This window comes from Hallella faecis (assembly GCF_018789675.1).
Taxonomy (GTDB): domain Bacteria; phylum Bacteroidota; class Bacteroidia; order Bacteroidales; family Bacteroidaceae; genus Prevotella; species Prevotella faecis.
Map to the genome: position 1 here is coordinate 13,639 of NZ_JAHKBE010000021.1, position 12,467 is coordinate 26,105.

Consider the following 12,467-nt stretch of genomic DNA (forward strand, 5'->3'; position numbering starts at 1 on the left):
GCCGTTGGCCCACCGTTCCCCATCAAACCCATTCGTCATGAAAAAGGCAACCTATTTGTTCTTCCTCCTGGTGCTCATCCTGCCCAACCTCGTGCTGGCCTTCACCGAGTCGCTGTCGTGGGTCGGGCGCCTGGTGGGCGTTGTGGCGCCGCTGGCCGCCTACTGGCTCGTGCTGACCCTCTCGCGCAAGGTGGGGCGAACGGTCATCCTGCTGTTCCCCCTGTTGTTCTTGGGCGCCTTCCAGATGGTGCTCATCTATCTTTATGGGCGCGGCCCCATCGCCGTCGACATGTGGCTCAACCTCGTCACCACCAACTCGGGCGAGGTGGGCGAACTGCTGTCGCAACTGTTGCCCGCCATCGTGTGGGTGGTGGTGATCTACATTCCCACCCTCACGCTGGCCGCCGTGCTGTGGCGCCGCCGAAGGTGGGCCGACGCCACGTTCCTGCACCGCCAACGCCGCCCGGCCCTTGCGGCCACTGCTGCCATGGCCATGGTTACCGCATCCCTCGCGCTCTTCACCCCTTATGCGCCCACGGCCGACCTGTTTCCGCTCAATGCCGTGTGTAACTTCGTGCTGGCCCTTGGCCGACAGCAAGCCTCCGCCAACTACAAGCAGGCGTCGAGCGCCTTCCGCTACGACGCCCATTGCACCTTCGCCGACCGCGAGCCCGAGACGGTGGTGCTCGTCATTGGCGAGACCAGCCGGGCCGACAACTGGCAGCTCTACGGCTACCGCCGCCCCACCAACCCACTGCTCTCGAAGGCGAAGGGCCTCACCGTGTTTACCAACTACATGAGTCAGAGCAACACCACACACAAGAGTGTGCCCATCCTGCTCTCGCTGGCCGAGGCCGACAACTACGACATACTCTACCGCACGAAGGGCATCATGCAGGCGTTTCGCGAGGCCGGCTACCACACCGTGTTCCTCTCCAACCAACAGCGCAACCACTCGTTCATCGACTACCTCGGTGAGCAGGCCGACGACTGCCTCTTCCTGCGCGACCGCCACCCCGACCCCATCGACGACACCGCCCTGCTGGCGCCCCTGCAGGAGCGCCTGGCAGCCCACCGTGGCGAGCGCCTGTTTGTGGTGGTCCACACCTACGGCTCCCATTTCAGCTACGTTGACCGTTACCCGCAGGCCGCCCGCGCCTTTGCGCCCGACCATTACGAAGGGGCGAAACGCACCTACCGCCCGCAGCTCATCAACGCCTACGACAACACCATTCGCCACACCGACCTCTTGCTCAGCCGTGTGCTGGCGGCGCTCGAGGGCCAAGGGGGCAGCGCGGCCATGATCTACACGTCCGACCATGGCGAGGACATCTTCGACGACCGCCGCCACCTCTTCCTCCACGCCTCGCCGTTCCCATCCTACTGGCAGCTCCATGTGCCGCTCGTGGTGTGGACCTCCGACGCCTACCGCCAGCGCCACGCCGACCTCGTGGCGACCCTTGAGGCCAATCGCCATCGGGCGGCCGAGAGCAACAGCGTGTTCCACACCCTGCTCACGCTGGGCGGTGTGGCCACCCGCTACCGCAAAGACGCGCTCTCGTTGGCCAGCCGGGCCTACGCCAACCATCCCCGGCTCTTCGTGGACGACCACAACCAGCCGCGAACCTACGACGCCTGCCTACAGCCCATCGACATGGAGAAGATGCGGACGAAGGAATGACCGATATCGGATTTTTTTATGAAAGCTAAAGGAAAACAGAATATGAGGAAAACAATTATCTTGGCCACCCTCATGATGGGCATGGCCGTGTTGGCTGAGGCCAGCAGTCGCTGCGACAAGGGCGTCTGCCAAGTGGCGCCCGACGAGACGCAACATTCGAAGACCCTACTTATCAAGTATGGCGACATGAACCAATGGGTGACCCGCCAGGTGAAGGAGAGCGCCATCATCGGCGGACAGCTGAAGACGCTCCATGAGATAGCGCCCACGAAGACGTGGAAACAAAACGCGCCCTATGTGAACTGGGGCGGGTCGCCCTGGGGCACGTCGAACGTCATGGCGCGCGTGTCGGGCATCACCAAGACCAACCAGTCGGTCTACCGCGACACCCACCCGGGCCACGGCTATTGCGCCAAGCTCGTAACCCATATCGAGACGTGCAAGGTGCTGGGCATCGTCAACATCAAGGTGCTGGCCGCCGGAAGCATCTATCTCGGACAGATGCTCGAGCCCATCACCTCCACCTCCAACCCCATGGCCAAGCTCAATGTGGGCATGCGCTTCACGGGCAGGCCCAAGGCGCTGGTGTTCGACTATAAGGTGAAGCTCTCGGGCCACCCCAACCGCATCAAGGAGACCGGCTTCAGCAAGGTGAAGACGGTGGCCGGCATCGACATGTGCGACTGCATCTGCCTCTTGCAGAAACGGTGGGAGGACGCCAAGGGCAACCTCTACGCCAAGCGTGTGGGCACCATGGTGGTGCGCTTTGCCAAGACCACCAACGGATGGGTGGAGAACGCCTCGTTCCCCATCCACTATGGCGACATCAGCCACCAATCGTTCTACAAGCCCTACATGGCACTGCTCAGCGGCGACGACACCAAGTGGGCCAAGAACTCCAAGGGCAAGATGGTTCCGGTGAAGGAGGTGGGATGGGCCCACGCCGACGACACCCCCACGCACCTCATCTTGCAGTTCGACTCGAGCCACGGCGGCGCCTACATCGGATCGGTGGGCAACACGCTGTGGATAGATAATGTGAGAATGGCGTATTAGGATGCCGCCCCCAATAGGCTCCGTTCATAAAGCCCATCAAGCCCGCTATGCCTCTTTGGCACAAGGGCTTGATGGGCTTTATTTCGTAAAATAGGATAAAAATCGGGTTACGAATAAGAGACCATTCTCAATTCTGCATTCTGCTTTGATTTGCTGGTCAATGTTCATCAATCATATCCGTCCAATAGTATTTGAGACGGAAGTAGCTGATATGCGCAAGACATTCCTTCGCATACTCTTCGTTGCTGAACTGCATTCCTCTTGAACGGAGTAGTCTGATTTGTTCCTCTATCGTACGTGGCTTCTGATTGCTCATTGCTGTCTATAAAAAAAGTGACCCGCCGGCAGATCTACGGGATGCCGACGGGTTCTGTTATCGTTTGATTCGGATTGACTTATCCGAAAATCTCTCTTCATTTCGGGTGCGAATTTAATGCTTTTTCCTAAATTATGCAAGATTTCCATCAAGAATTTGCTATAAGGACACCGAATATGCCAACTTTTTCATATATAGCACCGTATTCTCGAAAGAGGTACAAGACATATAGGATAAAAAACGAAGCGTTATGCTCGACTTGCTAATGGAAATGTGAGAAACTTCTATTGTAATGAAAGGACAGTGATAACAGTTCGCGCGTACTGCGTGGACTGGTTACTGCATCTACATTACAAGGGTACTTCTCACAGTCTCCATTAGAAGATGAGGTACATCAGCTCTGCGCCTCATAACAATTAAGTATAGTGGGCGCGATGTGAGCCGCCGCCCTTAGAACGGGAAGAGCAGGGGCAGCACAAACACCATTACCAGGCCCATGATGATCTGCAGGGGCAGGCCCACCTTGATGTAATCCATAAAGGTGTAGCCGCCGGCTTGCATCACCAGCGCGTTGGGCGGTGTGGAGAACGGCGAGGCGAAGCACATGCTGGCGCCCAGCGTCACGGCGAAGAGCATGGGGTAGGGACTCACGCCGATGGCCATGGCCGACGTGAGGGCGATGGGCGACATGAGCACCGCCGTGGCGGTATTGCTGATAAACAACGTAAGGAGCGACGTGGTGAAGTAAACACCCGCCAGCAACGCGTAGGGGCTGGCCTGTCCCAGGCCGTCGGCCAACATGCGGGCCACGAGGGCCGAGGCGCCCGTCTTCTCGAGCGCCACCGACATGGGCAGCATGGCGGCGATGAGCACGATGCTCTCCCAGTTGATGGTTTTGTAGGCGGCCTCCACCGAGCGTATGCAGCCCGTGAGCACCATGAGCAACCCGGCGGTGATGACCGCCGTGACGGGCGCCACAGGGATGAAGTCGAACACCATCGTGAGAATCATGGCCACCATGATGGCTGCGGCCAGCGGCGCCTTGTAGTCGAGCGTTACGCGGGCGGCCTCCTCCAGCGGTTGTCCCATGACGAGGATGCCCTCGGCGAGGTTGGCTATGCGCGAAATGTTTTTCCATTTGCCCTGGATGAGCAGGATGTCGCCCTGCCGCAGTTTCAGGTCGGCCAGGTTGCGTGTGATGTAGTCGTCGCCGCGGCGCACGCCCAGCACGTTCACGCTGTAGAGTCGGCGCAATCCGCCATCGCGCAGCGTCTTGCCGCAGAGGCGCGAGTTGTGCATGAGCACCGCCTCGGCAATGCCAATATCGTAGAACGCCAAGGGCTGGCTCGTCTTGTTGAGCTGCATGTCGGCGGCCATTTGCTCCGCCTGCTGCTTGTTTCCGCTCACATACACAATGTCGCCCACCATGAGGCGCGTGTCGGGGCCGGCGAGCCGCTGCTCCACCTCCTTCATCAGTTTGGCGTGGGTTTTCTTCACGCGGCGCACCTCGAGCACCGACAGGCCGTAGCGGCGCTGCACGTCGAGCTCCACGATGCTCTTGTCCTTCACCAGTGAGGCGTCGGTCACGGTAAACACCGAGAGGTCGTCTTTCAGGCTATACTCCTCCAGCAGGTCGTCGAGCGTCTTCCTGCGTCGTGCCTTGCCGTCGTCGTCGCCCCGCTGTCGGCCGTTGAGAAACCGCTTGCTGAGCGGCAGCAGCACCACAATGCCCACCACGATGCACACCAGGCCTACGGGCAGGAAGCTGAAGAAGCCCAGCGGTTGGTGCCCGCTCTCGGTGAGCGCCTCCTGGATGACAAGGTTGGGTGGCGTACCGATGAGCGTGAGCATGCCTCCCATGCTGCTGGCGAAGGCCAGGGGCATGAGCAGTCGGCTGGCGCGGATTTTGGCTTTCTGCGCCAGGCTCACCACGATGGGCATCATCAGGGCCACCGTGCCCGTGTTGCTCACGAAGGCGCCGATAACCGCCGTCACCACCATGAGCAGCAGGAAGAGGCCAATCTCGTTGTCGCCGGCCAGCATCATGAGCTTACCCGACGCCTTCTTGGCCAGGCCCGTCTGCACGATGGCGCCACCCACCACAAACAGTCCCACCATCATGATGACCACCTGGTTGGAGAAACCCGATATGGCTTCCTGCGGGGTGAGCGTTCCAGTGAGCAGAAGGGCGACGAGGGCGCACAAGGCGACGAGGTCGGAGCGCACTTTGCCCATGGCGAAGAACACTGCCGAGAGGGCGAGGATGATGAGGGTTGCAATCATAGAATATTAGGTGAATTTGTGAAATAAGATGATAATCCACAAATTTACAAATAAAATCGCAAATGGCGTTTGGCGCGACGCCCGAAAAGCGGTCGCAGGCTCCCTAAAAGTTGTTAAACGTGGCCTTTCACACCTGCCGAGCGCCCCGCCTGCAAAGTTGGCTTTGCGATAGGTCCTCTTTCGAGGTGCGAAACGTGGCTTGTCGAGGCCCGATAGCTTACCTTCGGAGGCTCGATAGCTTAGGTATCGGGAGGCGAAAAGGCATGTTTCGTGGCGTGGCATTTGAACGGTGGAGCGTGGAAGGAGCCTTCCTGTTTGTAAGTGGCTGAATGAGAAGCGATTGCGAAAATGCGCTGAGAATGGCGTATTTGGACGCGAGTAGGGGGGCAGTGAAATAAAACAATGTAGATTCTGCTATAGATTTCACCTTTTTGTCGCAATATTTCCGTGCCCCCCTTGGCTCGTCGGCCTATAGGTCAATCGTTTCGAAGGGCGCCAGACAGGCGTAGAGCGGCACGTTGACCATCCAGTCGTGGGCTTCGTAGGGCATCATGGAGTAGCGGAGCCCCTTCAGCTCCGGATGGTTGCCGATGAACGTCCGTAGCGATTTTGACTTGACGTTCACCTCGGCCTTTACCTCGATGGGCACCACGCGGTTGCGCCACTGTGTGAGGAAGTCGATCTCGATCGTGGAGTTGTCTGTCGCATGATAATAGAGCGATTGGCCCATGCTCTTCAGTTGGGTAAACACATAGAGCTCCGTGAAGGCGCCCTTGTATTCCGCGAACACACCGTCGCCCACAAGCATCGCCTCGGCCGACGTGTCGGCCATGGCGCCCATCAGACCCACATCGAGCATGAAGAGTTTGAAGGCGTTGAGTTCCTCATAAAACTTGAACGGTAGGCGAGGGGTGTTGACGCGCTGCACCTTATAGGCCAGACCTGCGTCGATGAGCCACTGGATGGCCTGTTCAAACTCGGCCGCCCTGCCACTTTTCTTCACCGCCCTATAAACAAACTTCTTGTTCTCCTTGGCCAGTTGGGCGGGTATGCTGTCCCACACCATGTTGATGCGAGGCACCTCGCGCTCAGGGGCGTGCTTGGAGAAGTCGCGCCGATAGTCTTGGATGATCTGCTTTTGGATGGTGCGCACCTCTTGCAAGCCCTTTTGTTGCACATGGGCGAGCACGGCGGCGGGCATTCCGCCCACATAATAATATTGTCGCAACAAACCGATCAGTTCGGTTTCGAGCAGGCGGATGACGTTCCAGTTGCCCTTTTCGAGGAGACCAACCAACTGTGGTTTGTCCATGGCCTGCAGAAACTCGATGAAATTCATCGGGTAGAGGCGCAGTTCCTCCACCTTGCCCACCGGATACGACACGCCGCTGTGGAGTGACAACCCCAGCAGCGAGCCCGCCACGATGATGTGGATGTGGGGCGCATCCTCACAAAAAAACTTCAGGGCTTCGAGTGCCTTCGGGCAATCCTGAATCTCGTCGAGCACCACGAGGGTGTCGTTGGGGGTGATGTCGGTCTGGCTAATGGCCGAGAGCGCCATCAGCATATCAGCGGTGCTGCCGCCTTTCTCAAACACCTCGACGGCCTTGGCGTTGCGGTCGAGACTGAAGAAGGCCAGCTTCTGATATTCGTTTTTACCAAATTGCTGAAGAACATAGGTCTTTCCTACCTGTCGCGCACCGTTGAGGATCAGCGGCTTACGCCCTTTGCGATTCTTCCAAGCTAACAGTTGATTGTAGATGCTTCTATCCATGGCTCACACTTTTCCTGACGAATAATCGCCTACTTGACACACTTTTTCTGACGAATAACATGCCAAAGGTACACTTTTCCTAACGAATGGGCAAGCAAAAGCCGCATTTTCTTTTTGGGAATATGGGATGTTTTACGTTTGGGGTGATTGCAAAGCCCACACTTAAATTTGAGCTGCATAAAGAAGTTCCCCGGATTAAAATGCATGATTTTCATTTATATTTTATAAATTTGCACCCAAATTAAATCTGTTGTAGATCATGGCGAACCTAAATAGACTCAAAGTAGTGCTTGTTGAGCAGGAAAAGACTGGCAAGTGGTTAGCTCATGAATTGGGCAAATCTACCTGCACAGTTAGCAAATGGTGTAGCAATTCTACACAACCAGACTTATATACTTTGGAGAAAATTGCTAATCTCCTTGGTGTAGACAAGAGAGAACTTCTAACAGCATCTGATAACAAACAAAACAAAATATAATCCCATGCCTGATATTATCGACAAGGAAAGAGCCATCCGTAGCATTGTCAGCAGTGCCGTAAAATCTTACGCAAATGGTTTTTCAACTCGTCATCTTGCAGAAGTAGATGACGAAAATGGAGTGATTAACATGAAGATACACAACGTCTTCATTGCAGCCCTCGGACCAGAGATTCAGTATTACTCTGCCTTGGCACGTTCGCTTGATAGCTCTTTGGGCAATATGCTTGAAAGTATGGCTATAAGCATAGCTGTATTGAACTATGAAGTGAGCCAACATGTGGAAGGAACTTTGTACAACGAGCAAACCGATTTTATTGCTGAACTTCTTGAACAATATAAGAGAAAAGAAGGAAGACATACTCCGAAAGCTGCAGACTATCAAGGTATTTCATTAAAGAGAGGTGCTGCACATACAAAGCGTCACGAGAGCGACTACTATCTTGTTGACACAGAGACTGGCATGCACTATCTTATTGAGCTTAAAATTGGTGGAGACCTCGACAACAAGAAGGCTCGTTCTGAGAAGGAGGCTCTTTTGGAACAGTATTGTATTCTTACCAATCAACTCGGATCAGAAGACAAGGTGAAGATTCTGTTTGCAACAGCTTATAACCGCTATGGTGAGGGCAAACCTTGGACGCAGGGACGTGTTCGTCAATTCTTCTCTGATGACGAACTTTGCATCAGTAAGGATTTTTGGAACCTTGTATGTAAGTCAGAACGTGGATATGACATCGTTATTGACGAATACAAGAAGAATGCCCACTATATCAATGAAGCACTTGATGAAATAAAGGATGCATACCTTCCCAACGAGTAAATGAAAGATCCAAATTGGCGTAAATGTGTTCTGCGAGCCGATAGTCGAGATATAATCAAACGTATCCCGGATAATTCTATTGACTTCATTCTGACAGACCCACCATATAATTTGGGGCAGCACTCAACTGGCAACATACCATTGCCGGGTAGGTCTGCTATGAATAATGATGTGGCGGAATGGGATAAGATTGACTTCAACCCAGAAGAATGGGCTGATGAGTTCATCCGTATTTTGAAGCCTACAGGAAACCTTTTCATTTTTACTTCTTATAATCAACTCGGTAGGTGGTATAATTGCCTTGACCATAGGTTTGATACATCAAACTTCATGATATGGCACAAGACGAATCCTGCGCCAAAGATTTTTAAGGCTGGCTTTTTGAATAGTTGTGAAATGATATTTACATGTTGGAATAAGAAACATGCATGGAATTTTATTTCACAGGCAGAAATGCACAATTTTATTCAAAGCCCAATATGCATGCCTCCAGAACGATTAAAAGATCCAAAGCACCCTGCTCAGAAGCCGGTATCTATATTGAAGAAGATGATAGAGATAGCATCTAACAAAGATGATATTATCTTTGACCCATTCATGGGAGTCGGCTCTACGGGTGTGGCTGCGTTGGAATTGGAAAGACGTTTTATCGGTGTTGAACTTGACGAAGCTTATTTCGTTGCAGCAAAAAAACGAATTGAGGACACGTTAGCGGTAAACGATAATCAAACTAATATGCCACAAACATATAATTTACCTGAAGATGATAATTCAATGAAGGTATGTGACTCGAATGTCGCATACCAAACCACTCTTTTTGAACTGGATGAATTTTTCCATCCAGGAGAAAAAATGGCAATTGTATGTCAGAATACAGCGACAGGACTTCAACCGTTATTGAAATGGCCTGGAGGAAAGGAGAAAGAGCTAAAATATATCCTTCCGAACATCCCTGCATTCAAAAGATACTTAGAACCTTTTGTTGGTGGTGGTTCCGTGTTTATGGCGATGACTGCTAAAGAGTATTTTGTTAATGACTTCTCGTCTGAATTGATTTCTTTATATAATTACATTGCATCATCGAATGAAAATTTCTTCTGGTATGCAGAACTAATGGATAAATCATGGGAGAATTGCGTCAAGTTCTTCCGTGATAATCATATTCTTGTTGACAAATATCTTGAATATCGAGAAGAGAGAATTACGAAAGAGGAACTCAAAAAGTTCGTCCATGAATTCTGTGCAAGTAAGAAAGACGAAATTTTAGACATTTTAGGTAAAGAGATCGGTTCTTTGCCTTCGATTATCATGAAGGAGATGGAAACCAACCTTTTCCGGAAGATGACACGCATGCGAGAATTGGAAATAGAGAAGCATCTACTTCCAGAAAAAGACTTGGATGACAATATAGAAACTGCGATTAAGAGCGCAGTCTATATGAACTACCGCTACCTATACAATGATAAAAGTATAGCTGACAGTGCCCCCACATTGCACTGTGCCCTATTCTTCTTCATGCGTAATTATGCTTATAGTGGCATGTTTAGATATAGCAGCAAGGGTGAATTTAATGTTCCCTACGGAGGAATTGCCTACAATAGTAAACTCATGGCGAAGAAATTGAGTTATTATCGTTCCAAGCCCCTGCTAAAGCATTTTGCAGATACAAAGATTTACAACCTCGATTTCGAAGAGTTCTTAAGAACGACAAATCCGACAGAGGAAGATTTTGTGTTCTTGGATCCTCCATATGATAGTGAGTTCAGCACCTATGCCCAAAATGCATTTACGAAGGCTGATCAAGAACGACTTGCTAACTATATGATTAATGAGTGCCGTGCAAAGTGGATGATGATAATAAAGAATACGGACTTTATTTATGGTCTCTACAACAAGGAAGGTATCAATATCAGGACTTTCGATAAGGAGTATCTTGTTAGTTTCATGAACAGAAATGACAAGAAAGTAACTCATCTTCTAATAACCAATTACTAATGGGCAACCAACGTATATCAGAGACAGAACTAATACTGCCAGCTCTCTATCTCATGAAAAGAAATGGAGGGAGTATCGACACTTCTTCGTTAATTGATTTACTTACCAATCTAATGAAACCGGAAGGTCGTGACGCAGAGATATTGGATGGAAGAAACGATACATATTTTTCTCAGAAAGTCAGAAACTTAAAGAGCCATGACACATTCGAAAGATATGGTTACGCAACATACAATGGAAGCGGTTATACAATAACAAATACAGGCGCCAAATTCGTGGAAGATAACGATGAAAACATCAAATACTTGTTGGCATCTGGATTTGATTATGACGATGTAAAGTATTCTCTTGGCAGAATTGTAAAGACAAAGAAAAGCACCATTCTACCATACAATGAAATAGTGTCTGAAGGAGAAGTAACAATATCAGTCTCCAAAACAGCACAACGTTCTCAGAGACTTCGTCAAGTGGCCATAGAGCACTTTTCTCATAATGGAACTATCTCTTGTGATTGTTGTGGATTTGAGTTTAAGTCGTATTATGGCGAAACCTATGGTACACCCTGCATAGAAATCCATCATATGAAGCCTATCTTCCAATATGCAGGTGTTAGCATTACCCAAACAATAGATGATGCGCTTACCAATCTTTTGCCGGTATGTCCAAACTGTCATCGTGTGATACATCGCAATAAGATAACTGCTGCTCTTATTCCTGATTTCAAGGATGAGCTTGCAAGAATACATCATTGTTGATTTATTAAAAAAATAATCGAATATAGACATGAAACTATTTATTTCATACTCACATGATACTGAAGAGCATTCCGCTTGGGTAGCAAAGCTCGCTGGGCACCTTCGCTCTCATGGTGTAGATGTTATTTTTGACCAGTGGGACTTGCGTTTAGGGGACGACTTGCCTTTTTTCATGGAGAATGGCTTAAGCAAGTCTAATATGGTTCTTATCATTTGTTCATTAAATTACGTTGAGAAAGCAAATTCAGGAATATCAGGAGCTGGATACGAGAAGCGTATTCTTTCGTCCGATATGATCTACGGAGGAAATCGTGACTTAATAATTCCTGTAATTAGAAATAATAAGGACAAAGAAGTCCCACATTTCTTAAAAGGCATAATGTACCTTGACTTTACCTCTGATGATGAATACTTTGCGAAATATAGACAATTATTGGAGCGTATATACGATGAGGACTTAAAAGCAAAACCAGCTTTAGGTAAAAATCCGTTTGATACAACATCTTTATCGAATTCGATAGCGATGACCATCGAACTTGACAAAATAAATTATGTAAATCATGCATTAAATGGTCACGTTGAGTTTGACTATTCATCAAATGACGGGAAATTTACTATTGGTGCTGGAGAATACGCATTTGGCACAATGTGGACTACAGCAAATTATAGGTCAATACATTGCTACAGAGACCACGTAAAGCGACTTGGCTTCAATTCCAAATATAATCGATTTCCGACAATTCCGGAGATTCCTGAATTTGACTTTAGTTCGAGAGCACGTGCAGTTAACATTGGACAAGTGTTTGTCTTGGAAAACCATTACCATCATTTCGCAGCAATAAAAGTGGTTAGTATAAGACTTACAGGAAACGACCAAAATAACTACGTGGGATTTGATTATAAAATTTATACTGGAAAAGATTTTGAATAATCATCTTACATAGGGATATTCAGCTTATTCCCACTTTATATTTCCTAAAGACAGCCAAATATCAGATTGTCTTCCGAGAAAATTAGTTGTGGAGGATAATCTGATGTGTTTTTGTCATAAAAAATAGCAAATGCGAGCCGTAAGGACACGCTTGTCTCTTCCTTGCCCTACAGGGCCAGCCAAAACTCGGTCGCCCTGCTGCTCGTTGCGTGTAAAAACGCCCTATTGCGAAAAGCGGCAGAATGGGCGTTTAATTCTTAATTCTTTGAAAAAAACAGCGAGAACCCTATTCCGTTCGGCAAATAATTCGTAACTTTGCATCAGGTTTTGGCGGCGCGCAACAAGGCCAATAGCGCCAAAGTCGCCAACCCATCG

Annotated in this window: 9 protein-coding genes; 7 read left to right on the top strand and 2 right to left on the bottom strand. The window is 50.1% G+C overall.

What is annotated here, in order from left to right; all coding sequences use genetic code 11:
- Positions 1–37 precede the first annotated feature (37 nt).
- Complete coding sequence (locus KM934_RS06490; protein ID WP_215759814.1) at positions 38–1,681, top strand: phosphoethanolamine transferase; 1,644 nt, start codon at positions 38–40, stop codon at positions 1,679–1,681.
- A gap of 42 nt (positions 1,682–1,723) precedes the next feature.
- Positions 1,724–2,737, top strand: coding sequence for a PCMD domain-containing protein (locus tag KM934_RS06495; RefSeq protein WP_215759815.1), 1,014 nt, complete (start codon positions 1,724–1,726; stop codon positions 2,735–2,737).
- Between the two features lie 766 nt (positions 2,738–3,503).
- Here KM934_RS06495 and KM934_RS06500 read toward each other — a convergent pair.
- Together KM934_RS06500 and KM934_RS06505 are read right to left on the bottom strand one after the other, a co-directional pair.
- A complete protein-coding gene (locus tag KM934_RS06500; protein ID WP_215759816.1) occupies positions 3,504–5,336 on the bottom strand; it encodes an SLC13 family permease in 1,833 nt (610 codons plus the stop codon).
- 469 nt (positions 5,337–5,805) lie between these two features.
- Complete coding sequence (locus KM934_RS06505) at positions 5,806–7,110, bottom strand: ATP-binding protein (protein ID WP_215759817.1); 1,305 nt, start codon at positions 7,108–7,110, stop codon at positions 5,806–5,808.
- A 259-nt stretch (positions 7,111–7,369) separates the two neighbouring features.
- On the opposite strand from KM934_RS06505, the gene KM934_RS06510 reads away from it, so the two are divergent.
- From KM934_RS06510 to KM934_RS06530, 5 genes are read left to right on the top strand one after another with little or no spacing between them, the layout of a single operon-like run.
- Complete coding sequence (locus tag KM934_RS06510; RefSeq protein ID WP_215759818.1) at positions 7,370–7,588, top strand: helix-turn-helix domain-containing protein; 219 nt, start codon at positions 7,370–7,372, stop codon at positions 7,586–7,588.
- Between the two features lie 4 nt (positions 7,589–7,592).
- The gene (locus KM934_RS06515; RefSeq protein WP_215759819.1) at positions 7,593–8,411 is read left to right on the top strand and encodes a TdeIII family type II restriction endonuclease; all 819 of its coding nucleotides are present in this window, start codon (positions 7,593–7,595) and stop codon (positions 8,409–8,411) included.
- Positions 8,412–10,406 carry a DNA adenine methylase gene (locus KM934_RS06520; protein ID WP_215759820.1) on the top strand — a complete coding sequence of 665 codons (1,995 nt, stop codon included), beginning with the start codon at positions 8,412–8,414 and terminating at the stop codon, positions 10,404–10,406.
- On the top strand, positions 10,406–11,161 hold the full coding sequence (locus tag KM934_RS06525; protein WP_215759821.1) for an HNH endonuclease: 756 nt from the start codon (positions 10,406–10,408) through the stop codon (positions 11,159–11,161). Before KM934_RS06520 ends, KM934_RS06525 begins: the two co-directional genes overlap by 1 nt.
- 28 nt (positions 11,162–11,189) lie before the next feature.
- Complete coding sequence (locus KM934_RS06530; RefSeq protein WP_215759822.1) at positions 11,190–12,092, top strand: toll/interleukin-1 receptor domain-containing protein; 903 nt, start codon at positions 11,190–11,192, stop codon at positions 12,090–12,092.
- Positions 12,093–12,467 lie beyond the last annotated feature (375 nt).

Coding starts and splice junctions, on each gene's coding strand:
- KM934_RS06505 (WP_215759817.1), bottom strand. CDS start 7,110: ATGGATAGAAGCATCTACAATCAACTGTTAGCTTGGAAGAATCGCAAA.
- KM934_RS06500 (WP_215759816.1), bottom strand. CDS start 5,336: ATGATTGCAACCCTCATCATCCTCGCCCTCTCGGCAGTGTTCTTCGCC.
- KM934_RS06495 (WP_215759815.1), top strand. CDS start 1,724: ATGAGGAAAACAATTATCTTGGCCACCCTCATGATGGGCATGGCCGTG.
- KM934_RS06515 (WP_215759819.1), top strand. CDS start 7,593: ATGCCTGATATTATCGACAAGGAAAGAGCCATCCGTAGCATTGTCAGC.
- KM934_RS06525 (WP_215759821.1), top strand. CDS start 10,406: ATGGGCAACCAACGTATATCAGAGACAGAACTAATACTGCCAGCTCTC.
- KM934_RS06520 (WP_215759820.1), top strand. CDS start 8,412: ATGAAAGATCCAAATTGGCGTAAATGTGTTCTGCGAGCCGATAGTCGA.
- KM934_RS06490 (WP_215759814.1), top strand. CDS start 38: ATGAAAAAGGCAACCTATTTGTTCTTCCTCCTGGTGCTCATCCTGCCC.
- KM934_RS06510 (WP_215759818.1), top strand. CDS start 7,370: ATGGCGAACCTAAATAGACTCAAAGTAGTGCTTGTTGAGCAGGAAAAG.
- KM934_RS06530 (WP_215759822.1), top strand. CDS start 11,190: ATGAAACTATTTATTTCATACTCACATGATACTGAAGAGCATTCCGCT.